The sequence below is a fragment of the Stackebrandtia albiflava genome (genome assembly GCF_007994225.1).
In the GTDB taxonomy this organism is placed as follows: Bacteria; Actinomycetota; Actinomycetes; order Mycobacteriales; family Micromonosporaceae; genus Stackebrandtia; species Stackebrandtia albiflava.
The window spans coordinates 1,650,080-1,671,569 of sequence record NZ_VLLL01000006.1; the positions used below are offsets into that span (position 1 = coordinate 1,650,080).

At 69.1% G+C, this 21,490-nt stretch carries 25 protein-coding genes; 19 read left to right on the forward strand and 6 right to left on the reverse strand.

Annotated elements, in window-relative coordinates; genetic code table 11:
* Positions 1-16: 16 nt before the first annotated feature.
* A complete protein-coding gene (locus tag LX16_RS18705; protein WP_158645654.1) occupies positions 17-493 on the forward strand; it encodes a MarR family winged helix-turn-helix transcriptional regulator in 477 nt (158 codons plus the stop codon).
* On the opposite strand, the gene LX16_RS18710 is transcribed toward LX16_RS18705, so the two are convergent.
* Both LX16_RS18710 and LX16_RS18715 read right to left on the reverse strand, forming a co-directional pair.
* Entirely contained in the window at positions 487-1,137 is a 651-nt protein-coding gene (locus LX16_RS18710) for a lysoplasmalogenase (protein ID WP_211354583.1), read from the reverse strand. The two genes, LX16_RS18705 and LX16_RS18710, sit on opposite strands and share 7 nt — an antisense overlap.
* Entirely contained in the window at positions 1,134-2,000 is an 867-nt protein-coding gene (locus LX16_RS18715; RefSeq protein WP_147140606.1) for a sterol desaturase family protein, read from the reverse strand. Before LX16_RS18715 ends, LX16_RS18710 begins: the two co-directional genes overlap by 4 nt.
* 456 nt (positions 2,001-2,456) lie before the next feature.
* On the opposite strand from LX16_RS18715, the gene aspT (LX16_RS18720) reads away from it, so the two are divergent.
* The 7 genes from aspT (LX16_RS18720) (at position 2,457) to LX16_RS18745 (ending at position 11,029) form a co-directional block, all read left to right on the forward strand.
* Positions 2,457-4,154, forward strand: a complete 1,698-nt coding sequence (gene aspT, locus LX16_RS18720) for an aspartate-alanine antiporter (RefSeq protein ID WP_244615870.1) — start codon at positions 2,457-2,459, stop codon at positions 4,152-4,154.
* Between the two features lie 13 nt (positions 4,155-4,167).
* Positions 4,168-5,811: a bifunctional aspartate transaminase/aspartate 4-decarboxylase gene (locus LX16_RS18725; RefSeq protein WP_147140610.1), complete on the forward strand. Its 1,644-nt coding sequence runs from the start codon at positions 4,168-4,170 to the stop codon at positions 5,809-5,811.
* Between the two features lie 3 nt (positions 5,812-5,814).
* Complete coding sequence (gene aspT, locus LX16_RS18730) at positions 5,815-7,506, forward strand: aspartate-alanine antiporter (RefSeq protein WP_147140612.1); 1,692 nt, start codon at positions 5,815-5,817, stop codon at positions 7,504-7,506.
* A 295-nt stretch (positions 7,507-7,801) separates the two neighbouring features.
* Positions 7,802-9,454 carry a nitrite/sulfite reductase gene (locus LX16_RS18735; protein ID WP_147140614.1) on the forward strand — a complete coding sequence of 551 codons (1,653 nt, stop codon included), beginning with the start codon at positions 7,802-7,804 and terminating at the stop codon, positions 9,452-9,454.
* A complete protein-coding gene (locus LX16_RS26920; protein WP_170283867.1) occupies positions 9,451-9,591 on the forward strand; it encodes an eL43 family ribosomal protein in 141 nt (46 codons plus the stop codon). The genes LX16_RS18735 and LX16_RS26920 overlap by 4 nt, the downstream gene beginning before the upstream one ends.
* Positions 9,588-10,283 carry a phosphoadenylyl-sulfate reductase gene (locus LX16_RS18740; RefSeq protein ID WP_211354584.1) on the forward strand — a complete coding sequence of 232 codons (696 nt, stop codon included), beginning with the start codon at positions 9,588-9,590 and terminating at the stop codon, positions 10,281-10,283. The genes LX16_RS26920 and LX16_RS18740 overlap by 4 nt, the downstream gene beginning before the upstream one ends.
* A complete protein-coding gene (locus tag LX16_RS18745) occupies positions 10,265-11,029 on the forward strand; it encodes a sirohydrochlorin chelatase (RefSeq protein ID WP_147140618.1) in 765 nt (254 codons plus the stop codon). The genes LX16_RS18740 and LX16_RS18745 overlap by 19 nt, the downstream gene beginning before the upstream one ends.
* Here the strand turns inward: LX16_RS18745 and LX16_RS18750 are convergent.
* On the reverse strand, positions 10,924-11,307 hold the full coding sequence (locus LX16_RS18750; protein WP_147140620.1) for a hypothetical protein: 384 nt from the start codon (positions 11,305-11,307) through the stop codon (positions 10,924-10,926). The genes LX16_RS18745 and LX16_RS18750 overlap by 106 nt on opposite strands.
* Positions 11,308-11,362: 55 nt before the next feature.
* Here LX16_RS18750 and LX16_RS18755 point away from each other — a divergent pair, with 55 nt between their 5' ends.
* Both LX16_RS18755 and LX16_RS18760 read left to right on the forward strand, forming a co-directional pair.
* Positions 11,363-12,289, forward strand: coding sequence for a diacylglycerol/lipid kinase family protein (locus LX16_RS18755; RefSeq protein WP_147140923.1), 927 nt, complete (start codon positions 11,363-11,365; stop codon positions 12,287-12,289).
* Positions 12,290-12,559: 270 nt separating this feature from the next.
* Complete coding sequence (locus tag LX16_RS18760) at positions 12,560-12,817, forward strand: WhiB family transcriptional regulator (protein ID WP_147140622.1); 258 nt, start codon at positions 12,560-12,562, stop codon at positions 12,815-12,817.
* A 203-nt stretch (positions 12,818-13,020) separates the two neighbouring features.
* Here the strand turns inward: LX16_RS18760 and LX16_RS18765 are convergent, their stop codons facing one another.
* Positions 13,021-13,413 carry an ATP-binding protein gene (locus tag LX16_RS18765; protein ID WP_147140623.1) on the reverse strand — a complete coding sequence of 131 codons (393 nt, stop codon included), beginning with the start codon at positions 13,411-13,413 and terminating at the stop codon, positions 13,021-13,023.
* A gap of 325 nt (positions 13,414-13,738) precedes the next feature.
* On the reverse strand, positions 13,739-14,158 hold the full coding sequence (gene sodN, locus LX16_RS18770; protein WP_147140626.1) for a superoxide dismutase, Ni: 420 nt from the start codon (positions 14,156-14,158) through the stop codon (positions 13,739-13,741).
* Positions 14,159-14,472: 314 nt separating this feature from the next.
* Here sodN and LX16_RS18775 point away from each other — a divergent pair, with 314 nt between their 5' ends.
* The 9 genes from LX16_RS18775 to LX16_RS18815 all read left to right on the forward strand — a co-directional run bounded on the left by LX16_RS18775 (position 14,473) and on the right by LX16_RS18815 (position 21,273).
* On the forward strand, positions 14,473-15,663 hold the full coding sequence (locus LX16_RS18775; RefSeq protein WP_211354585.1) for an NAD(P)-dependent malic enzyme: 1,191 nt from the start codon (positions 14,473-14,475) through the stop codon (positions 15,661-15,663).
* Between the two features lie 176 nt (positions 15,664-15,839).
* Positions 15,840-16,091 (forward strand): antibiotic biosynthesis monooxygenase family protein, encoded by a 252-nt coding sequence (locus LX16_RS18780; RefSeq protein WP_147140628.1) that lies wholly within the window; start codon positions 15,840-15,842, stop codon positions 16,089-16,091.
* 53 nt (positions 16,092-16,144) lie between these two features.
* Complete coding sequence (locus LX16_RS18785) at positions 16,145-16,633, forward strand: GNAT family N-acetyltransferase (RefSeq protein ID WP_147140629.1); 489 nt, start codon at positions 16,145-16,147, stop codon at positions 16,631-16,633.
* A gap of 63 nt (positions 16,634-16,696) precedes the next feature.
* Positions 16,697-17,662, forward strand: a complete 966-nt coding sequence (locus tag LX16_RS18790; protein ID WP_147140631.1) for a zinc-binding dehydrogenase — start codon at positions 16,697-16,699, stop codon at positions 17,660-17,662.
* An 89-nt stretch (positions 17,663-17,751) separates the two neighbouring features.
* Positions 17,752-18,738, forward strand: a complete 987-nt coding sequence (locus LX16_RS18795) for a Gfo/Idh/MocA family protein (protein ID WP_147140633.1) — start codon at positions 17,752-17,754, stop codon at positions 18,736-18,738.
* Between the two features lie 62 nt (positions 18,739-18,800).
* The gene (locus tag LX16_RS18800; protein ID WP_147140635.1) at positions 18,801-19,406 is read left to right on the forward strand and encodes a hypothetical protein; all 606 of its coding nucleotides are present in this window, start codon (positions 18,801-18,803) and stop codon (positions 19,404-19,406) included.
* A gap of 4 nt (positions 19,407-19,410) precedes the next feature.
* A complete protein-coding gene (locus LX16_RS18805) occupies positions 19,411-19,986 on the forward strand; it encodes a hypothetical protein (protein WP_147140637.1) in 576 nt (191 codons plus the stop codon).
* Between the two features lie 115 nt (positions 19,987-20,101).
* Positions 20,102-20,686 (forward strand): hypothetical protein, encoded by a 585-nt coding sequence (locus tag LX16_RS18810; protein WP_147140639.1) that lies wholly within the window; start codon positions 20,102-20,104, stop codon positions 20,684-20,686.
* Positions 20,686-21,273, forward strand: a complete 588-nt coding sequence (locus LX16_RS18815) for a hypothetical protein (protein ID WP_147140642.1) — start codon at positions 20,686-20,688, stop codon at positions 21,271-21,273. Before LX16_RS18810 ends, LX16_RS18815 begins: the two co-directional genes overlap by 1 nt.
* A 12-nt stretch (positions 21,274-21,285) precedes the next feature.
* Here LX16_RS18815 and LX16_RS18820 read toward each other — a convergent pair whose 3' ends face one another.
* Entirely contained in the window at positions 21,286-21,483 is a 198-nt protein-coding gene (locus LX16_RS18820) for a DUF6104 family protein (protein ID WP_147140644.1), read from the reverse strand.
* Positions 21,484-21,490: the final 7 nt, after the last annotated feature.

Genomic DNA, 21,490 nt, shown 5'->3' on the forward strand with positions numbered 1-21,490 from the left:
ATTAATTGGAGGATCCATGACCGGCGATGCCCTCGAGGTGCTGAAACGCCTGCGGCGGTTGCATTCCCAGACCGACCTGTTGCTCGACCAGGTCGCCGCCGGGTACGGCGTCAACCGCAACGACCTGCGCTGTCTGGAGATCATCGAACGCGACGGCCCACTCAACGCCCGTGCCCTGGCGGAGGCCGCCCGACTCAGTCCCGCCGCCGTCACCAAGGTCACCGACCGACTGGTCGCCGCCGGCTACGTCGTCCGCGCAGTGGACGAACGCGACCGGCGGGCGCAGTCGCTGACTGTCTCGTCCCACCACGCGGCACTACGCGCCGCGACGTGGAATCCGCTCGTCGCCGACCTGCTCACCGCATTGGACGACGGGACCGTCGATCTGTCCGGACTCGCCGCACTACTCGACCGGCTGAACACGGTGATATCCGCACACGGCGCCCGGCTCGCCACCGAACCGCCGGCGGCCTCGAACCCGGCTCCTCAGTGACCGGTACCGGGATGCCGTGACAGGGTCAGCCAACCGGAGACGATGAGGTACTGGGCGGCGATGTAGGTCGCCATGATGATCAGGCCACGTCCGGTGAAGTCCACTCCCGCCACGCCGACACCGATCAACAGGTCGGAGATCAGGAACAGCACCCCACCCAGCCCCAACCGGTTCGACAGGCCCACCGCGAACATCGCCATGGTCGCCAGGGCCGTGCCGTAACCCGCGATCGGCACCGCCATGTCCCCGAGCTGATTCCACAACGGCACGAGGAACGCGGCCAGGACCAGGGCGAACACCGACACCAGCCACGGGAAGCGGCGAATCCGGTTCCAGGCGCCCATCCGGAGGAAGACCGTGATGTAGCAGACCTGCATCACCAGGAAGAAGCCCATGCCGACCAGGAACGCCGTGTCGCCCTCGATCAGCAACGCGACGTCGGCGACGGTGGCGGCCGCCAGGCCGGTCACCATGGTGACGCCGTGCCGGAGTCGCAGCCCGCCTGATGTCAGCAGCAGCACCGCCAGCATCGGCATGAGCAACGGCTTGGTCGCCCATTCCACCGCCGGCAGGTCGAAACCGACGCCGACGAGGTTTCCGGCGGTGAGCAGGGCATAGCCCGCCAGGGGGAGTACGGGGCTCAACGGTGGTCCGCCGTCCATCCGGGCGGACCGAACAGGTAACCGAGCCTGGTCCGCAGTCCACGGTGGGCCCGCACGTCACGCCAGATGTCGGCGTACTCGTGGAAGGCCACCTTGATCGGGTTGTGTGTGTCGATGTCGCGGGTCAGGCCGTAGACGACCCGCACGTCCTCGGGCTGGAACGTCCGGAACAGCCGGTCCCACACGATCAGGATGCCCCCGTAGTTGCGGTCGAGGTACATCTCGTTGGAGCCGTGATGCACCCGGTGGTGTGACGGGGTGTTCATCACGAACTCCACCGGACGCCAGAGGGTGCCGATCCGCTCGGTGTGCAGGAAGAACTGGTAGATGAGGCTGATCGACTGCTGAAGGAAGATCATCCACGGTGGGAAGCCGATCAGCGCCAGCGGCAGCCAGAACGGCAGGCCGCTCATCGGCGTCCAACTCTGCCGCAACGCCGTGGTGAAGTTGTAGTAACGGCTGGAGTGGTGGACGACGTGGCTCGCCCACAGGAGCCGGACACGGTGGTGCGAGCGATGGAACCAGTAGTACGCGAGGTCGTCCGCGACGAACAACCCGAACAGGGTCACCGTCACCGCGACGGCGCTGCCCGCGATCACCGGGTTCCCCACGATGTCCAGGTTCCACGGGGCGAGGTACTCGAACGCCGCGGCGTAGACCAGGATCGTGGCGAACTTCCAGAAGAAGCCGACGACCTGGGACCCGGCCCCCATCGTCAGTGAGGTCGCGGAGTCGCGAAGGTCGTACCCGCGTTCCTCCTCGTCCGGTGCGAAGTGGAACGACAACGCCTCGATGACGACGAACAGCACGAACGCGGGGATCGCGTAGACGACGGCTTGGATCATGGCGGGCGGTTCCGTTCGGGATGGGGTGCCGTCGAGTCTCGTCTACCGGTCGGTAGCTGTCAAGTCGGCGCGTGGCCGTGACGGTACCGGTGCCCCGCCCCGGCACCGACCGTCTCGGGGGCCGCCACTCCTCCTCCCCATGGCGTCGAGCCTATGGGCGGCGGCGCGGGTGGGGCAAGGCGTTCCGGACGTGCCTGTGGATGACCGGGGTGTTGTGGAGAATCGCGTGTGGAACCCGGTTCCGTGGCGCGTCGGCCGGGCGGCGAACAGGCGTATCCCCGGGCACCAGCGGGGTGGGGACCAGGCGCCACCTGGCGCCGAACCCCCGCTCACTCCCCGCCGAACCCGGGCGAACCGGCCCGAACCGGTCCGAACCGGCCCGGAAGGCCGTAGCCTCCGATGTGGTGCGTTCGCGTGACCGGCGCGGACCGGGGGCGAGCCGACTTGGGGGGTCGCGTGTGGCACTGGTTCACCACCACGCTGGGCGAACACCCGGAGATCGCGATCTTCCTGGCGTTGGCGGGTGGCTTCTTCATCGGCCGGTTGCGGTACCGTTCCCTCACTCTCGGCCCGGTCACCGGAACGCTGTTGGCGGGCGTCCTGGTCGGGTTGACGGCGGACATCGAGATCCCCGACCTGGTGAAGACCGTCGCGTTCGTGGGGTTCCTATTCGCGTTGGGTTACAACGTCGGTCCGCAGTTCTTCGCGGGTCTGCGCGGCGACGGCGTGAAGCAGCTGGTGCTCGGTGTCGTGAACTGTGTGATCGGGCTCGGCGTCGTGTACCTGGCGGCGCGTCTGCTGGGTTACGGGCCGGGTTGGGGTGCGGGTCTGTTGGCGGGCGGCCTGACGCAGTCCTCCGTCATCGGTGTGGCCTCGGCGGCGATCCAGGAGCTTCCCGGCGTGTCGGCGTCGCAGGTGAAGGAGCTGGAGTCACAGATAGCCGTCGGGTACGCCGTCTGCTACCTGTTCGGCACGGCTGCCGCCGCCTACTTCCTGTCGAGTCTGGCGCCACGGATGATGGGCACCCGTGACCTGGCCGCGGCCGCTCATCGTCTGGAACGGCGGTTGGGTGTCTCCAAGGATCCCGACACCGCTCCCGCGTACTACTCGGTGGTGCGGAGGACGTACCGGTTGACGGGTGACGCGGTGATCGGCAGGACGGTGTCACAGGTCGAGTCGGACAGTGTGGAGTCCGGTCACCGGTTGTTGTTCCTGCGCATCCGGCGGGACGGTGAGGTGGTCGACGCCACGCCCGGGGAGGTCCTGCGGGACGGCGACGTGGTGACCTTGGCGGGCCGCCGTGCGGATCTGATCGCGCTCGGAGTGCCCGGCGGTTGGGGTGAGGAGGTCGACGACCCGGGACTGTTGGACTACCGGGTGGAGACCCTGTCGATCGTGGTGACCCGGCGGGAGCTGGTCGGCATGACGATCGGTGACGCCTTCGCCGCCTACGCCCCCGACCTGTTCGTGAACCGGTTGGTCCGGGGCGGGAAGGAGGTGCCGTGGAGTGACCGGGTGGTGCTGCATCGCGGTGACGAGCTGGAGGTGCAGGGCGACCGGGCGCACATGGAGGACTCGTTGCCTCGGTTGGGTTACGCCAACCGGAACAGGGACGAGACGGACATGGGCTACGTCGGTTCGGGGATCGTGATCGGTGCGCTGGTGGGTGTCCCCACGGTCGCCGTCGCCGGTGCCGACATCGGGTTGACGACCTCCGGTGGCGCGTTGATCCTCGGCCTGGTGTTCGGGTGGCTGCGGGCTAGGTATCCGGTGTTCGGAAGATTCCCGCCGGCGGCGAACTGGTTGATGAACACCGGCGGCCTGTGCACGTTCGTCGGGATCGTGGGGATCACCGCCGGGCCGGGCTTCGTGTCGGGAATCGGGCAGGAGGGCTTGAGCCTGGTCGTGGCGGGGCTGGTCGTGACGCTGCTTCCGATGGTGGTCTCGCTGTACCTGGGGCGGTACCTGTTCGGTTTCTCGACGCCGATCCTGCTCGGGGTGGTGGCGGGCGCCAACACGACGACCGCGTCGATCGGGGCGATCACCGAGGCCGCACGCAGCCAGACCCCGGTGCTGGGTTACACGGTTCCGTACGCGATCGGGAACACGCTGTTGACGATCTGGGGCGCGATCATCGTCGCGCTCCTCGCATGATGGGGGATGACGCATGACGGTGACCGGTCCCCGGCACACCGGCCGGGACAGGCAGCGGGAACTGGAGGGGCTCAGCCCCTTCGAGTTGAAGAACACGCTGATCGGTTTGGCCGACGCGCAGCACGAACGCACCGCGAAGGCGATGATCAACGCCGGTCGCGGTAACCCGAACTGGGTGGCGACGACGCCCAGGGAGGCGTTCTTCCTGTTGGGCGCGTTCGGGATGGAGGAGAGCCGCCGGACCTGGGACGAGTGGGACGGCCTGGGTGGGATGCCGCGCGCCGACGGCATCGCCGGACGTTTCGACGACTTCATCGGCCGCAACGGCGACCGTCCCGGCGCGGACATGTTGAAGGCGGCCGTCGCGTACGGGGTCGACCGTCTCGGTTTCGACGCCGACGCGTGGGTGCACGAGCTGGCCGACTCCGTGGTGGGCGACCAGTACCCGGTGCCGGACCGGATGCTCACCCACATCGAGAAGGTGGTCCACGAGTACCTGGTGCGGGAGATGTGCGCGGGGAGTCCGCCGGAGGGCGGGTACGACCTGTTCGCCACCGAGGGCGGTACCGCCGCGATGTGTTACATCTTCGATTCGGCGGTGACGAACGGCCTGCTGAACCCGGGCGACAGGATCGCGATCATGACGCCGATCTTCACGCCCTACCTGGAGATACCGCGGCTGGAGCGTTACCACTTCGACGTCGTGGAGGTGCGGGCCGACATGCGGACCGAGGAGGGCGTCCACACCTGGCAGTACCCGGATTCGGAGATCGACAAGTTGGCGGATCCGTCGGTGAAGGCGCTGTTCTGTGTGAACCCGTCCAATCCGCCGTCGGTGAAGCTGTCCGATCCGACGCTGGACCGGATCGCGCGGATCGTATCCGAGGACAATCCGGGCCTGGTCGTCATCACCGACGACGTGTACGGCACCTTCGTGGACGGTTTCCGCTCGTTGATGTCGATCGTGCCCCGCAACACGATCGGGGTGTACTCGTTCTCGAAGTACTTCGGCTGCACCGGTTGGCGGTTGGGGGTCATCGCGGTGGCCCGGGACAACGTCTTCGAGGAACGGTTGGCGGCGCTTCCCGACGAGTTCCGCGACAGGTTGCACGAGCGGTACTCCAGCATCACGCTGGAACCGGAGAAGTTGCGGTTCATCGACCGGATGGTCGCGGACTCCCGGCAGGTCGCGCTCAACCACACCTCGGGGTTGTCGCTGCCGCAGCAGACCCAGATGGCGCTGTTCGCGTTGTCGAGCCTCCTCGACGAGCGGCAACGGTACAGGCGGATCTGCCAGGCGATCATCGCGCGGCGCAAGCACGCGCTGGTGAAGGGGCTGGGGCTGCCGATTCCGCAGGACGACGAGGCCGCCGACTACTACCTCGAACTGGACCTGTTGTCGTGGGCGGAACGTCACCTCGGCCGGGACTTCGCCGAGTGGATGACCCGCAACTACGAACCGGTGGACCCGATCTTCCGGTTGGCGGAGCAGGGCAGTGTGGTGCTGCTCAACGGCGGCGGCTTCGACGGTCCGCAGTGGTCGATCAGGATCTCGCTGGCGAACCTGGAGATGTCGGCGTACGAACAGATCGGCAAGTGGCTGCGCGAGATCGGCCGCGAGTACCAGGCGGAGTTCGCCGAACAGTCCGGGAGCTGACCGATGGAGTGGGTCAAGGATCTGCTCCAGTCCACACCCGAGCTGGCGTTGTTCCTGTGCCTGGCGGTCGGGTTCGGCATCGGCCGGGTCAAGGTGTGGAAGCTGTCGCTGGGTGGCGTCGCCGGGACCCTGATCGTGGCGATCCTGGTGGGCATGGTCGGGGGCATCACGCTCAACTCGCAGGTGCAGAACATCGCGTTCGCCCTGTTCATATTCACGCTCGGTTACATGAGCGGGCCGTCGTTCTTCGCGAGCCTGAACCGCCGGAGCCTGCGGTACGGGGTGTTCACCGCCGTGGAGGTGGTGACGGTACTGGCGGTCACCGCCGCCGCGACGCTCCTTCTGGGGCTGGACCAGGGGACGGCGGCGGGCCTGATGGCCGGTGGCGCGACCGAGTCGGCGGTGGTGGGTACGGCCACCGACGCGATCGGGCGGCTCCCGTTGTCGGACGACCGGATAGCCACGCTCCAGGCCAACGTGGGGACCGCCTACTCGATCTCCTACATCTGCGGCCTGATCACGATCGTGTTGTTGACCAGTCAGTTCGCGCCGATGCTGATGGGCGTGAACCTGCGCGACGAGGCCGCGAAGCTGTGGCGGAAGCTGGGCGGCGGTGCCGGTGACGAGACGGCCGCGCCGGCGCTTCCGGGCCTGGTGGGCCGGGCGCACCGTGTGTCGACGGCGGCGGGTTCCCGGATCCGCGACGTCGAGGCGGGACTGGGTGAGGGCGCGACGGTGGAACGGTTGCGTCGCGACGGGGAGACCGTCGCGATGTCGCCCGACACGGCCCTGGAGGCGGGCGACGTCCTGTTGCTGGTGGGTCGGCGCGACGCGTTGATCGACGCCGAACGGTCGGTAGGGCCGGAGGTGGCGCCGCAGACCGGGATGGACCTGGAACTGGACGCGGTGGACGTGGTGGTGCACAACACCGAGTACATGCCCGCCACCGTCGCCCAGTTGCGGGAGCGGATCCCGCCGCGGCAGCGGCACGGCGTGTTCCTGGCGGGTATCACCAGAATGGACCACGCGCTGCCGGTGCGGCCGGCCACCGAGGTCCACAACGGTGACACGGTCCGGTTGACGGGTGTGAAGTCCGACCTGGCGTCGTTCGCGCCGAAGGTCGGGTTCCGTATCGACCGGGGTGTCAAGGCCGACTTCGTGTTCATCGCCCTGGGCGTGATCGTGGGGATGCTCATCGGCAAGTTGACGCTGACCGTGGGTACCGTGCCGTTGTCCCTGGGGACCGGCGGCGGATGCCTGTTGTCGGGCATGGTGTTCGGGTGGCTCAGGGCACGCAACCCGCGGTTCGGGCAGTACGATCCGGCGGCGGCCTCGGTGGTGAAGGACCTGGGCCTGGCGACGTTCATCTGCGCGGTGGGCCTGTCGTCGGGTCCGCAGGCGGTGGCGTTGATCGGGGACTACGGTTTCGCGCTGCCGGTGGCGGGTGTGCTCATGACCCTGTTGCCCGCGTCCATTTCACTGTTCGTGGCGTGGAAGGTGATGAGGTTGCCGGCGCCGCTGGCGCTGGGTTCGGTGGCGGGCCAGCAGTGCAGTACGCCCGCCATCACCGCGATCCAGCAGGCGGCGGGCAACACGACGCCGCTCATGGCGTACACGGTCGTCTACGCCCTGTCCAATGTGGTGTTGCCGTTGCTGGGGCCGGTGGTGGTCGCCATGGCGGGCGCGCTGGGTTGAGTCGACCCGTGCGGCGGTGTCGTCGTCCTGCGAGTCGGGACGGCGCCGCCGCCGCACTGGCGTCACCGGCCGGGATGTGGCATTCTTGGGCGCATGTCATCCGCACTGCGCCTTCGACTGGTGGTCCGCCGCCACGTCGACTTCGGGCGCGTGCGCAGTGCGCTGTGTCGGGCCGTCTGAGCCTCCCGCCCGCACGTCTCCTCCCTGTTCCCACACAGTCCGGGCGCGTGGTGCCCGGCCGTCGCAGTCCGTGCTCCCCGCGTCACACGCCACCTGACATTCCGCTAGGAGCGCCGTGCCGACCGTCACCCGAGGACGCGCGAAGGGCCAGGGCCAGTGGGCCCTGGGCCACCGCGAACCGTTGAACGCCAACGAACAGCAGAAGAAGGACGACAACCCGCTCAACGTCCGCGCCCGCATCGAGAACGTCTACGCGCACCGCGGGTTCGCCTCCATCGACCCGGCGGACCTGCGCGGCCGGTTCCGTTGGTGGGGCCTGTACACGCAGCGGCGCCCCGGCGTCGACGGCGGGAAGACCGCCGTCCTGGAACCACACGAGCTCGAAGACGAGTACTTCATGCTGCGGGTGCGGATGGACGGTGGACAGTTGACACTGCCGCAGTTGCGCGCGGTCGCCGACGTGTCGACCCGGTTCGGCAGGGACACCGCCGACGTCACCGACCGGCAGAACGTGCAACTGCACTGGGTGCGGGTCGAGGACGTCCCGGAGATCTGGCGGATCCTGGAGTCGGTGGGCCTGTCGACGCAGGAGGCGTGCGGCGACTGCCCGCGGGTGATACTGGGCAGCCCCGTGGCGGGAGTGTCCGCCGAGGAGGCCGTCGACGCCCGGCCGCTCATCGAGGAGATAACCCGGCGCTACATCGGTGATCCCGCGTTCTCCAACCTTCCGAGGAAGTTCAAGTCCGCGATCTCGTGGTTGCCCGACATCCCGTACGAGTGCAACGACATCTCGTTCCTGGGCGCGGTGCATCCCGAGCTCGGTGCCGGATACGACCTGTGGGTGGGCGGTGGCCTGTCCACGAATCCGATGCTGGCGCAGCGGACCGGTACGTTCGTGTCGCCGGAGCGGGTGCCGGAGGTGTGGGAGGCGGTCGTCTCGGTGTTCCGCGACTACGGCTACCGGCGGCTGCGCAACCGGGCGAGACTGAAGTACCTGGTGAAGGACTGGGGGATCGCGCGGTTCCGCGAGGTGCTGGAGACCGAGTACCTGGGTTACCGGCTCCCGGATCTTCCGCGTCCGCCGGTGCCGGAGCGGTTGACCGACCACATAGGTGTCCACCGGCAGCGCGACGGCCGCTACTACATCGGGGTCGCGCCGGTCGTGGGCCGGGTCTCGGGTGGGTTGTTGGCGTCGCTGGCCGACGTCGCGGAGCGGCACGGTTCCGGCAGGGTCAGTGCCACACCGATGCAGAAGCTGTTGGTCCTGGACGTCCCCGCCGACGCGATCGACGCGGCCGTGGCCGACCTGGCCGCGATCGGCCTGTCGGCGTCGCCGTCGCCGTGGCGCCGGTCCACCATGGCCTGCACCGGAATCGAGTTCTGCAAGTTGGCCATAGTGGACACCAAGGACCGCGCGACGGCACTGGTGGCCGAACTGGAGCGGCGGGTCCCGGAACTGGACACGCCCATATCGATCCACGTGAACGGCTGCCCGAACGCGTGCGCCCGCACCCAGACCGCCGACATCGGGTTGAAGGGGCAACTGGTCACGCACGAGGGCAGGCAGGTGCCCGGTTTCCAGGTGCACCTGGGCGGCGGGCACGGCGTCCACGCCGGATTCGGCCGCAAGCTCCGGGGCCTGAAGGTGACCTCCGACGAACTCGACGACTACGTGGAACGACTCACCCGGCGGTACCTGGCCGGGCGCAAGGAGTCGGAGCCGTTCGCCGAGTGGGTGGTGCGGGTCGACGAGGAGGAGTTGCGATGACCACCCGCGCCGTCCCCTACTTCTGCCCCTACTGCGGAGACGAGGACCTGCGTCCACATCCCGACGGCGGATGGCACTGCCGGGCGTGCACCCGGGTGTTCTCCGTCACCCTGAAAGGACTGGTGATCGAGTCGTGAACCGAGACCCCTTCGCACTTCGAGACCTCGCCCGGCGCGCCGACCGGGAGCTCGAAGGCGCCACCGCCCACCGGATAGTGGAGTGGGCCGCGACCGAGTTCGGAGAGGCGTTCTGCGTCACCTCGTCGTTCGCCGACGCGGTGCTGGTACACCTGGTGTCACAGGTCGCGCCGGGCGTCGACGTCGTGTTCCTCGACACGGGGCTTCACTTCGCCGAGACCCTGGGCGTCCGGGAACACGTGACCCGGCGGCTGCCGGTGACGGTGCGGTCCGTCACGCCCGCGATGACCGTCCGGCGCCAGGACGGCGAGTTCGGGCCACGGTTGTGGGAACGCGACCCCGACGAGTGCTGCGCCATGCGCAAGGTCGCGCCGCTGGCCGACGCCCTGGAACGGTACGACGCCTGGGCGACCGGACTGCGCCGCGACGAGTCACCGACCCGCGCCGACACCCGGGTCGTCGACTTCGACGCGTCCCGCAGGAAGGTGAAGATCTCACCGATCGCGGCGTGGACGCAACGCGACGTCGACGAGTACGTGGCGGCGCACGACATCCCGGTCAACCCGTTGCTGGACCAGGGCTACGGCTCCGTCGGCTGCTGGCCGTGCACCAGGCGCACGGCCCCCGGCGAGGACCCCAGGGCGGGACGCTGGGCGATGTTCGAGAAGACCGAATGCGGCATCCACGGCTGAGCCGGCCGACGGTCCTGGTGGCCCACGGCAGTCCCGACCCCCGCCACGCGGCGGCCGTGCGGGAACTGGCCACCGCCACCGGGACCGTCGCGGCCTTCCTCGAATTCGACGCACCGCATCCGGTGACGGTGTTCACGGCGCTGAGCGACGCGGGCCACCGGTGCGCCGACCTGGTGCCGCTGCTGCTCACCGACGCCTATCACGGCCGGGTGGACGTGCCCAGGGTGGCGCGTGAGGCGCGGGAGGCCACCGGTGCCGACATCCGGGTCAGGCCGACGGTGGGCGGCACCTTCCTGGTGCCCGCGTTGCGGCGGACGCTGCCGCCATGCGACGCGGTGGTGCTGGCGGCCGCCGGTTCACGCGACGCCGGTGCGCTGCGTGCCGTGCGGGAGGTGGCCTCGGCGCTGGAGGCCGAGGCGGGTGTCCCGGTCACCGCGGCCTTCGCCACGGCCGCCGATCCGGACGTGGCCGCCGCGGTCCGCGCGCTGTCGGGGTACGGCAGGGTGGCGGTCGCCTCGTACTTCATCGCTCCGGGGCGGCTCCACGACCAGGTGGTGAGTCGTGCCACGGCCGCCGGTGCGGTGGGGGTCGGGCCGGTACTGGCCGGATGTCCGGAGCTGGCGGCGGCGGTGACCGGCGGTCACTCCACGCCGAGCGCGGCGCGGCTGGAGGGCACGATCAGCAGCGCGGCGGTACCGATTCCCAACGCCCACGCGGTGGCGGCGTACCAGCCGAGTCCGGCCTGAGCCATGAAGTAGCCCAGCGGCAGGTACAGCAGTTGCGAGAACACGGCGATTCCCCGCATCCCCGGCCTGCCCCTGCCCATGGAGACCGCGGCGCCCGCCATGAGGGCTCCCACACCCAGGGCGATGACGGCCTCGGCGATGCCGGCTCCGGCGGAGGTCTCCTCGGCGGTGAGGCTCAGCCACACCAGCCATACCGCGACCGCGGCGAGCCCGAGGCTTTGCAGCAGCAGGGATCCCAGGGCGACACGAAGGGGTGTCGGTGTGGTGACTGCTGACACGGCTTGGGGAGAATCGTCCACCGTTCCAACCTACCTGGCAGTACAGTCGCAGAGCGTGAGAGCGCTCCTGATCGTCAACCCCAAGGCCACCACCACGAGTGAGCGGGCCCGCGATGTGCTGGTGCGGGCGTTGCGCAGTGAGGTGGATCTCGACATCGCGCACACGTCCCGCAGGGGGCACGCCGCGGAACTGGCGGGCCGTGCGGCGGTGGAGGGCCTGGACCTGGTGGTGACGTTGGGCGGTGACGGCACCGTCAACGAGGTGGTCAACGGCCTGTTGGCGCAGGAGCGGACGGCGGAGTCGGCACCGGCGTTGGCGGTGGTGCCGGGTGGTTCCACGAACGTGTTCGCCCGGGCGCTCGGCCTGCCGATGGATTGGGCGGACGGTACGGGCGTGATCCTGGAGGCGTTGCGCGACAAACGGTTCCGTCGTATCAGCCTCGGCAGGGCCAACGGCCGGTTCTTCACCTTCTGTGCCGGATTCGGGCTCGACGCGGCGATCATCAAACGGGTCGAGGACGCGCGCAAGCGTGGTTTCTCCGCCACACCGGCGTTGTACATGCGATCGATGGCGGCGCACTTCCTGGACCGGGAGGTCCGGCGGCACCCGGTGATCTCGCTCGAGATCCCGGGGCGACCCGCCCGAACGGGTCTGTCGATGGCGATTGTGCAGAACACCTCACCCTGGACCTACCTGGGGGGACGGCCGATGAGTCCCAGTCCGGCCGCGTCCTTCGACGCGGGGCTGGATGTGTTCCTGCTCAAGCGTTTGACGGCTTCGGCGATGGTCCGGACGGCGGGCCAGTTGCTCGCCGGACGTGGCGCTCCGCACGGTAGGCAGATTGTCGCTCACCACGATTTGGCGAAATTTCGGCTGCAATCGGCCAGAGCGCAAGCATTTCAGCTCGATGGCGACTATCTTGGTGAATGCGATGAAGTCGAGCTGGATTCAGTCCCCGACGCCCTCCGCGTGGCGTGCTGATCCGTGAATCCATCAACACGACATCTCAAGAAAACTTGCCAAAACACCGCAACACTGGGACCATGCGTATTACATTCGCTACGGGTCTTTCGCGTGTTGAGCCGAGAGCTACCGAATGAATCTGGAATCATGTCCGTGAGCTTCCTCACGGGACCGAGATTTTTTTGGCTAGCCCCTTGACATTGCGCCAGTTCGTGAAAGTATTCACAAGGTTGCTGGTGATGAGGCCCGCCAACTGATGTATCGATCCGATCAAGGAGTGTCGCACTAATGGACTGGCGCCACCACGCCATCTGCCGGGACGAGGACCCGGAGCTGTTCTTCCCCATTGGAGACAGTGGTCCCGCCTTGGTGCAGATCGAGCAGGCCAAGGGAGTCTGCCGGCGCTGCCCCGTAACCGAAGAATGCCTCAAGTGGGCGTTGGACTCCGGCCAGGATGCCGGGGTGTGGGGCGGAATGAGCGAAGAAGAACGGCGCTCTCTCAAACGCCGTGGCGGTCTGCGCAGGCTGACCGTTCAATCGGCCTAAGAATGCGTTTACGAGGGAGAGGTATGGCTCCGGCCATGTCTCTCCCTCGTTTTGTGCCCTCGGTAGCCTTGTGTGGCTAACGGCGTACCAACCGTGGCCGTGACAATCAGAGAATTAACCCGCACTCGTTGTGCGACATGTATTCCCGTCGAATCGGTTAGCATCCGCCGCCAATAATGGGCGGGTGAGGGCAATGATCGGTGTCAATCCGTATCCGAGGGGAGCCGCTGCGTCAACCGCATCGTGGTGACCCCGTCGCCTACTTCCGTGACCACACTGCCCGCCAGGGCGTCCAGCACCCTCCAGTCGAACGACTGCCGGTCCGGCAAAGGCCGGATCCCGGTGGCGCCGATCGTGATGAGCAGGTCCGCCTCCGTCACGTCGAAGCGGCAGCGCAGCACCGTCTGTTCACCGGGGGCCGCCGCGAGCATCAGGCCCGCCGCCTCGTCCACCGCCACCCGCAGGTCCTCGATGGCGTCGAGCCCGAAACCCAGCCGGGTGGCCAACCCGGCCGTCGCGGTCCGCAGCACCGGGAGGAATCCGGTGCCCGCCGGAATGTCCAACAGCAGGACGTCTCCCTCGACCGCGTGTGACACAACAGACTCCGTCTGGATCGTTCGGGCAAATGTGACGGCGACCCCAGGCCGCCCGGTTGTAGACGATAACCGTTGAGGTCCGGCGGGGTGTGACAGCCCGCTCATCCGGTGTGCGACACGTTCGAGAAGCATGGAGAAGGACCGGGGTACCGCGCGTACGTGGCGCCGCCTGCCCGTGGCGGGACGGGCCGGGGCCGTGCCGCCCGTGAGGCGACGCGCGTCTCCTGTGACGTCGGACGCGGTCCCCACCGACACGGCGACGCCCGGCCACGGACGGGTCCGTGACCGGGCGCGGGATCGGCCTGGGCCGTACGCCACCGGGGCGTCAGGCCTTCTTGGTCTCCCAGAAGATCTTGGCGATCTCGTCGATCTTGCCGAGCAGTTCGTCGGCGACCGACGGGTCCGCCGAGCCCTTGGCGCCGGAGGCGCCGGCCAGCTTGGTGGCCTCGTTGACCAGTTGGTGCAGCTGCGGGTACTTCTCGAAGTGCGGCGGCTTGAAGTAGTCGGTCCACAGCACCCACAGGTGGTGCTTGACCAGTTCGGAGCGCTGCTCCTTGATGATCAACGCACGGGTCCGGAACTCCGGGTCCTCATTGTCCTGGTACTTCTGGCAGATCGCCTTCACCGACTCCGCCTCGATCCGGGCCTGAGCCGGGTCGTACACGCCGCACGGCAGGTCACAGTGTGCGGAAGCGGTGGCCTGCGGCATGAACAGGCGGGACGACAACAGATGCGAAAGGCGCATCAAAACCCTCCAGCGTTATGCGAACGAGATGATCTTTTCGTCGCGACCATACTCCGGTCACCGGCTCCGGCGAGGACGGACCCGACACCTCGGCATGGCGGATCCGGAACCTGAGGCGCCCGTCACCTCGCGCGGACACCGTGCCGCCTCCTCCGGCGGTGCCTGTGGGAGCCGTCTCGCACGATCCCGTGCCGGGGCCGACCTCTAGACTCGGTGACGCACCGTCGGCGATCCCGCGGTTCGGCCCCTCACCTCCCGGTTCACCATCGGCCGGAGCCCGTGACCATGCGTTATCTATGTGGAGTGAGGACTTCATGACTATGGACAAAGACCGGATATTCCACGATCACCGGGGCGGAAAACTGTCCATCGCCCTGTCCCGGCCCCTGGTGACCCGGGAGGACCTCTCGATCGCCTACACGCCCGGGGTCGCGGAGGTCTGCCTGGCGATCGCCGACCGGCCGGAGCTGGCCGCCGAGTACACCTGGGCGTCTCATCTGATCGCCGTGGTCACCGACGGGACGGCCGTCCTCGGACTGGGCGACATCGGCGCCAAGGCCGCCATGCCGGTCATGGAGGGCAAGGCGGCCCTCTTCAAGAAGTTCGCCGGCGTCGACGCCGTGCCGATCTGCCTCGACACGAAGGACCCCGACGAGATCGTCGACACCGTGACGCGGATCGCCCCGTCGTTCGGCGGCATCAATCTGGAGGACATCTCGGCGCCGCGCTGCTTCGACATCGAGGCCAGGCTGGACGCCGCCCTCGACATCCCGGTGTTCCACGACGACCAGCACGGCACCGCCGTGGTGGTGTTGGCGGCGCTGCGCAACGCCATGCGGTTGACCGGCCGCAAGTTCGCCGACCTGCGGGTCGTGGTGGTGGGGGCGGGCGCCGCCGGTGTCGCGGTGTCCCGGATGCTGATCTCGGCGGGAATCGGTGAGGTGACCGTCTGCGACTCGCGTGGAATCCTCAGCCGGGAACGCGACGACCTGTCGCCGGTCAAGGCGGAACTGGTCGAGGTCACCAATGCCGGCGGCCTCCACGGTGACGTGACCACCGCGCTGCGGGGCGCCGACGTCCTGGTGGGCGTGTCCGGTGCGAGGCTGGAGGAGTCCGCCGTCGCCGGTATGGCGGAGGACGCGGTGGTGTTCGCGCTCGCCAACCCGACCCCGGAGGTGGACCCCGAGGTGGCGCGCAAACGGGCCGCGATCGTGGCGACCGGCCGCAGTGACCTGCCCAACCAGATCAACAACGTGCTGGCGTTCCCCGGCATCTTCCGCGGTGCGCTGGACGCCAAGGCCCGCAACATCACCCCGGCGATGACCCTGGCGGCCTCCGAGGCCATCGCCGGGATAGTCGCCGAGGATCTCGCACCCGACCACATCGTTCCCAGCCCGTTGGACACGCGGGTGGCGCCCGCCGTGGCGCGCGCGGTGCGGCAGGCCGCCGAGGAACAGTCGGGAGCCGAGGCGGCCCGGCACCTGGCGGCCCGGGCGGCGGACTGAGGAGACCACGATCCGCAATGGAGCGACGTCCACCCCTTCACATCCGGCGCCGGGGCTGGCATCCTGGAGAGCTCACCAACGGTCGACCGGCCGCCCGGTGACACACCGGCCGGGTGTGCCCCACACCGGATGGGGAGTATGGGGCACACCCGGTCGGCGCCTGAGAGAATGGCCGCGTGATCACGAGGATGTGGGAGGTCCGGGCCGAACCCGCCGGATTCGACGCGCTGGTGGAATGGGTGCGGCACACCGGGGTACCCGCCGTGGCGGCCCGGCCGGGATTCCGGGGGAGTGAGGTGTACCGCTCCGAGGACCACCGTCTGGTGGTGATATCCCACTGGGACACCGAATCCGCCGACCTGCCGGAACCACCCGAGGGCCTGGCGGCCCGTCCACCGCACGCCTGGGACTTCACCCGGATCGGCTGACCCGGATCCGAAACCCGGTGGCGCGTGAGGCGACGCCACGCGACACTGTGGCCATGCCGATCACCGTACGACCGTTGGCCGCGACGGACTGGCCGTCGCTGTGGCGACTGTGGCACCACACCGACGACCCGGAACCGGTGGCACGCGACAGGTTCCGGGATCTGCTCACCGACGGCCGGTGGGGCATGTTCGGTTCCGTGACCGACGCCGGGCGGCTCACCGGTTACGCCGCCGTGCAGGATCACGGTCCGCACTGGCGCACCGGCGATCACCATCGGGTCGCGCGGTTCCACGACCTGTACGTGGCCGAGGCCGACCGGCGTACCGGAGCCGGCCGGGCGCTGGTCGCCGCAGTCGTCGAATGGGCCGCCACCCGGGTGCGATACCTGGAATGGCAGGCGCACCACGCCCGGGCGGCCCCGTTCTACGAACGCCTCGGGTACCGGGGCGACCCCTGTCCGCAACCGGACTACCCGCACTTCGAGATCGACTTCCGCGCCGGCGGCGGGCACCCGACCACACCGGATACGGCCTCGCGATGACCGGGCGGCCTCGCCGCCGTGAGACCGTGTGGACCGGGTGGGACGACCGATAGGGTCGGGGCCATGCTTTCCGCCTTCGCAGAGACCGTCGACTCCACCGATCCACTGTCCGCGTTGCGGGTCGGTGAGCGCCCCGAGCCGCGACCGGGCCCCGACCGGGTGGTCGTCACCGTCAAGGCCGCCGCCCTCAACCGGCACGACCTGTGGTCACTCGCCGGTGTCGGCCTGACCGCCGAACAGTGCCCGATGATCCTGGGCTGCGACGCTTCCGGCGTCGACGAGGACGGCAACGAGGTCATCGTCCACTCCGTCATCGGCGACCCCGCCGCCGGCGGTGGTGACGAGACCCTCGACCCCCGTCGCCACCTGTTGTCGGAGGACCTGCAGGGCACTCTGGCGACCCGGGTCGCGGTGCCACGGCGCAACCTGCTCCCCAAACCGCCGGAACTCGACTTCGCGCAGGCGGCCTGCCTTCCGACCGCCTACCTGACCGCGTACCGGATGCTCACCACCCGGGGCAGGCTCCCGGCCGGCGGTGCGGTGCTGGTGCAGGGCGTGGGTGGTGGCGTCGCCACGGCGGCGATCCTGCTGGCCGTCGCCATGGGTGCCCGCGTGTACGCGACCGGGCGCGACGGTGCCCGCCGTGCGGCGGCCGAGGCACTGGGGGCGATCGCGGTGGAACCGGGCGCGCGGCTGCCCGAACGGGTGGACGTCGTCGTGGAGAGCGTCGGGGCGCCGACCATCGCGCATTCGATGAAGTGCGCCAAGCCGGGCGGCCGGATCGTGGTGTGCGGTTCCACGGCCGGTCATCTCGCCGAGGTGGACCTGCGGCGGCTGTTCTTCCTCCAGTTGGAGCTGGTGGGATCCACCATGGGCACCCGGGACGAGCTGGCGCGACTGATCGCGCTGTGCGTCGACAAGGGCGTCGCGCCGGTCGTCGACGGCAGGTACCCGTTGTCGCGGGCCGCCGACGCGTTCGCCCGGTTGGCGTCCGGTGCCGCGTTCGGCAAGATCGTCGTCGAACCCTGACCCCGACGCGCCCGCGTGTGCCTGTCACCGCCGGGCCGGCCACGGGGGCGGCGTGGCCGGTCGCGGCGGGCCCGTGATCGGATATGGCCATGACCGAGCAGATCCGTTGGGGAATCCTGGCCACCGGCGGCATCGCCGCCACCTTCACCGAAGACCTCAAGACGCTGCCCGGCGCCGTGGTCGGCGCGGTCGGGTCCCGTTCGACGGAGTCGGCGCGCCGGTTCGCCGACCGTTACGACATCCCCCGCGCGCACGGCTCCTGGGCGGAGCTGGCCGCCGACGAGGAGGTGGACGTGGTGTACGTGGCCACTCCCCACCACGCCCATCACGAGGCGGCGAAGCTGTGCCTGGAGGCGGGCAAGGCCGTCCTGTGCGAGAAGGCGTTCACCGTGAACCACGCGCAGGCGCGGGAACTGGTGGACATCGCCCGCGATCGTGGCGTGTTCCTGATGGAGGCCATGTGGATGCGGTGCGTACCGGCGATCCGGCGACTCGCGGAACTGCTGGACGACGGCGTCATCGGAGAGGTCGCCAGGGTGAACGCCGATTTCGGCCTGTCCGGTCCCTTCCCGCCGGAGCACCGGTTGCGTGACCCGGAACTGGCGGGTGGGGCCCTCCTGGACCTGGGGGTCTACCCGGTCTCGTTGGCGCACCTGGTGCTCGGAAGGCCGGAGACGGTTCACGCGACGGGGCGGTTGACCGCCGAGGGTGTCGACGAGGTCACCGGGATGCTGTTCGGGTACCGGTCCGGGGCGGTCGCGACGCTGTCGTGCGGCCTGACCGGCGGAAGCCCGGTCACCGCCATGATCACCGGTTCGCTGGGGCGGGTCACCATACCGTCGCCGTTCTTCCGCCCGGACGGCTTCACCGTGCACCGTGCCGACAGCGACGAGGTGTTCCGGGTGGGGTACACCGGTCACGGCATGGTCCACGAGGCCGCCGAGGTCATGCGTTGCCTGTCGGAGGGCCTGACGCAGAGCCCGCTGGTGCCGTGGGAGGCGACATTGGACGTCATGTCCGTCATGGACGACGTCCGGCGGTCGTTGGGTGTGGTCTACCCGGGCGAGAGTCGTTGAGCCGGTTGATATCGGCCGATCCGATGGTGACACGGGGGGCGACGGTGGGGCACGATTCGTACATGCCGGAAACCGATTCGCCGCCACCGGCGGCCGTCATCGATCTGGGATCCACCTTCACGAAGGATCCGCCCGAGTCCGTGGAGCCGGGCGGCTCGGACACCCCGCCGGCCGAACCGGCCGCTCCGGGGCTGTGGCGTTACGTCGTGGTGGCCGCGGTCGCCGTCGTGGTGGCCGCCGCGCTGACGTTGTGGGGAACCATGCGGTTGCTGACTCCGGAGACGGTGACACCGCCGAGCAACTCGGCCGAGTTGCTGGCGGAGATGGAGGGCCGGGTGCTGGCCGCGCTCGACGGCGAACCCGAGCTGATGATCACCGTCCCGGCGGCCATCAACGCGTCCGAACTCGTGGTGGTGTCCCCGGGCGACTACCGGCTGGGACTGATGTGCGGTGTCCTGAGTGTCTACCGTGAGGCCGTACCGGAGATCATCGTCAACGTGCAGGCCGACACCACCCGCGGATACCGGATGCCGTGCCCGTCCACACTGGTGTGGGCGCCCGACACCTGGCACTTCACGGAGGACGCCGCGATGGAGTTCACCGTCTACAACGAGTCCGGGGTTCACGGCTACGTGATCTACGCGGTACTGACCCGGATCGAGGAGTGAACGGATGAGGAGCAGGCTGCTGCGGCCCTGGCCGCGCACCACGCTGGTCGCCGTCACCGCGATCGTCGCCGGATTGACCGCCTATCTCGTGGCGGAGGCCCGGCTCGGCCTGGACGCCGTCGTCGACGCGCAGCCCGCGGCGGTCACCCCGGAGAGCTGGATCGATCCGCTGAGCGAGGAGGACCCGTTCAGCACGCCGGAACTGCGAGAGCTGGCCGCCGAGGTGTCCGACACCGAGCCGTCCGGTGATCCCGTGGTGGTGGTACAGGCGGAGGCGATGAGCCCCTCGCTCGCCGTGCTCCCGCCGGGGGACTACTCGGTGTGGGGGGTGTGCCGGTCACTGGATCAGCCGGAGAACACCGCCTTCACGGTGGACGTCTCGGTGGACGGCGTGGAACCGCCTACCGGGTTCGACGTCATCTGTGACCTGCCGGTGGAGGACACCGGGCTACGGGTGACGGTGTCCGAGCCCACGCCGATCCGGGTGTCGGCGTACATGTCCGACATGGACACCTCGCTCCCTGAAGAGGGCTGGGGCGCCTTCGAACTCGTCGCGGCGGTCCACTTCCTACCGGGGTGACGACCGGCCCCGGTCGCCGTGGATCGTCCCCGTCTCTCACCGTGTGACGACTCGTCCCGCTTCCGCCCCTCCGACGTGGTGAGGGTGGATCCGCCGGGTGCGAAAGGATACTTGAATGCCGATGCCTGAATCCGCGCCCGTCGCGGTCATCGACCTGGACGCCGAAACGGCCCGCGAGCCGGTCTCGGAGGACCGGTCAACGCCGGACCCGTCGTCGCGGGGTCTGTGGCGCTACGCCGCCGTGGCGCTCGCGTCGGCGGTGCTGGCGGCCGCCGTCACCTTCTGGGGGGTGCAACGGTGGCTCACACCGGAGGCGGCCGATCCGATCCGGGACTCCGCCGAGTTGGCTCGGGTGATGGAGGACGAGCTGTCGGCGGAGCTGGGAGCCGAACCCGAACTGATGGTCACACTCGGCGTCGACGGGGTGCGTTCCTCGCTCGAGGTGATTCCGGCCGGGCGATATCGTGTCGGCCTCCTGTGTGGAGTCCTGAACGTCTACGGTGACGCGCCCGAACGGGTGGAGGTGTACATCCCGATGGCGGAGTCACCCGGCTTCCTGATGCCCTGTCCGTCCACACTGGTGTGGGCGGAGGAGGAGCCGTCGTACACCGAGGACACCGCGATGGAGCTGTCCGTCGACGATCCCGAGGGCTTCGGCGCCTACGTCGTCCACATCGTCTTCATGGCGGTGGACGCGTGATGCGGCGGAACGACGCGCTCCTCCGGCCGTGGCCGCGCACCAGGATCTTCGTGACGACCGCCGCCCTGGCGCTCCTCACCGGATTCCTACTCGCCGACGCGCGGTACGACGCGACCGGGACGGCCGACCGGCTGCCGGAGGTGGTGGCACCGGAGGGCTGGCTGGAACCGTTGCCCGACGATCGGTCGGTCGTGACGGAGGAACAGGGCCGGGCACTGGAGACCGTGGCGGCGGCGGAACCGGAGGTCACGGTCGTGCCGTTGCTGGTGGACGTCGTGGCCACGGCGGCGCTGCTGCCGGCGGGTGAGTACACGATCCGGGTGGTGTGCGTCTTCGTGGACACCGATGACGAGGAGACGTCGGGAGAGGGCCAGATCGAGGTGCGGGGCGATGACGGCCGGCGGCATCAGGTGCCGTTCTCCTGTCCGCAGACGGGCCGGGACACCGGAGTCACCGTCGTCTCGGACGGCGGCGCGATCAGCGTCAGCGCGTATCTGCGTTCCCTGGTCGTCGGTGGCGACGGAACGCTGCCGTCCACGGATGGAAACCCGCAGATGGCGGTCGGAGTCCACTTCGTCCCGGAGTGACGGGGCGGCGCCTCACTCGTCGAAGCCGTCGGGTTCGTCCGCCTCGTCGTCGAGGCGGGCCAGCCAGGTCGCGAGCCGTTCGACGGCCGTCTCGAACTCCGGGTTGTCGTCTACGAACTCCCGAAGCCGGGAGGCCAGCCACTCCAAAGTGACCTCCTCCTCGCCGCGACGCTGTTCCAGTTCCTCGATGCCACGGTCGGTGTAGTACATCGGTGTC

Coding starts and splice junctions, on each gene's coding strand:
- LX16_RS18705 (WP_158645654.1), top strand. CDS start 17: ATGACCGGCGATGCCCTCGAGGTGCTGAAACGCCTGCGGCGGTTGCAT.
- LX16_RS18715 (WP_147140606.1), bottom strand. CDS start 2,000: ATGATCCAAGCCGTCGTCTACGCGATCCCCGCGTTCGTGCTGTTCGTC.
- LX16_RS18725 (WP_147140610.1), top strand. CDS start 4,168: ATGACGGTGACCGGTCCCCGGCACACCGGCCGGGACAGGCAGCGGGAA.
- aspT (WP_147140612.1), top strand. CDS start 5,815: ATGGAGTGGGTCAAGGATCTGCTCCAGTCCACACCCGAGCTGGCGTTG.
- LX16_RS26920 (WP_170283867.1), top strand. CDS start 9,451: ATGACCACCCGCGCCGTCCCCTACTTCTGCCCCTACTGCGGAGACGAG.
- LX16_RS18745 (WP_147140618.1), top strand. CDS start 10,265: ATGCGGCATCCACGGCTGAGCCGGCCGACGGTCCTGGTGGCCCACGGC.
- LX16_RS18760 (WP_147140622.1), top strand. CDS start 12,560: ATGGACTGGCGCCACCACGCCATCTGCCGGGACGAGGACCCGGAGCTG.
- sodN (WP_147140626.1), bottom strand. CDS start 14,158: ATGCGCCTTTCGCATCTGTTGTCGTCCCGCCTGTTCATGCCGCAGGCC.
- LX16_RS18775 (WP_211354585.1), top strand. CDS start 14,473: ATGACTATGGACAAAGACCGGATATTCCACGATCACCGGGGCGGAAAA.
- LX16_RS18785 (WP_147140629.1), top strand. CDS start 16,145: ATGCCGATCACCGTACGACCGTTGGCCGCGACGGACTGGCCGTCGCTG.
- LX16_RS18790 (WP_147140631.1), top strand. CDS start 16,697: ATGCTTTCCGCCTTCGCAGAGACCGTCGACTCCACCGATCCACTGTCC.
- LX16_RS18795 (WP_147140633.1), top strand. CDS start 17,752: ATGACCGAGCAGATCCGTTGGGGAATCCTGGCCACCGGCGGCATCGCC.
- LX16_RS18800 (WP_147140635.1), top strand. CDS start 18,801: ATGCCGGAAACCGATTCGCCGCCACCGGCGGCCGTCATCGATCTGGGA.
- LX16_RS18805 (WP_147140637.1), top strand. CDS start 19,411: ATGAGGAGCAGGCTGCTGCGGCCCTGGCCGCGCACCACGCTGGTCGCC.
- LX16_RS18810 (WP_147140639.1), top strand. CDS start 20,102: ATGCCGATGCCTGAATCCGCGCCCGTCGCGGTCATCGACCTGGACGCC.
- LX16_RS18815 (WP_147140642.1), top strand. CDS start 20,686: ATGCGGCGGAACGACGCGCTCCTCCGGCCGTGGCCGCGCACCAGGATC.
- LX16_RS18820 (WP_147140644.1), bottom strand. CDS start 21,483: ATGTACTACACCGACCGTGGCATCGAGGAACTGGAACAGCGTCGCGGC.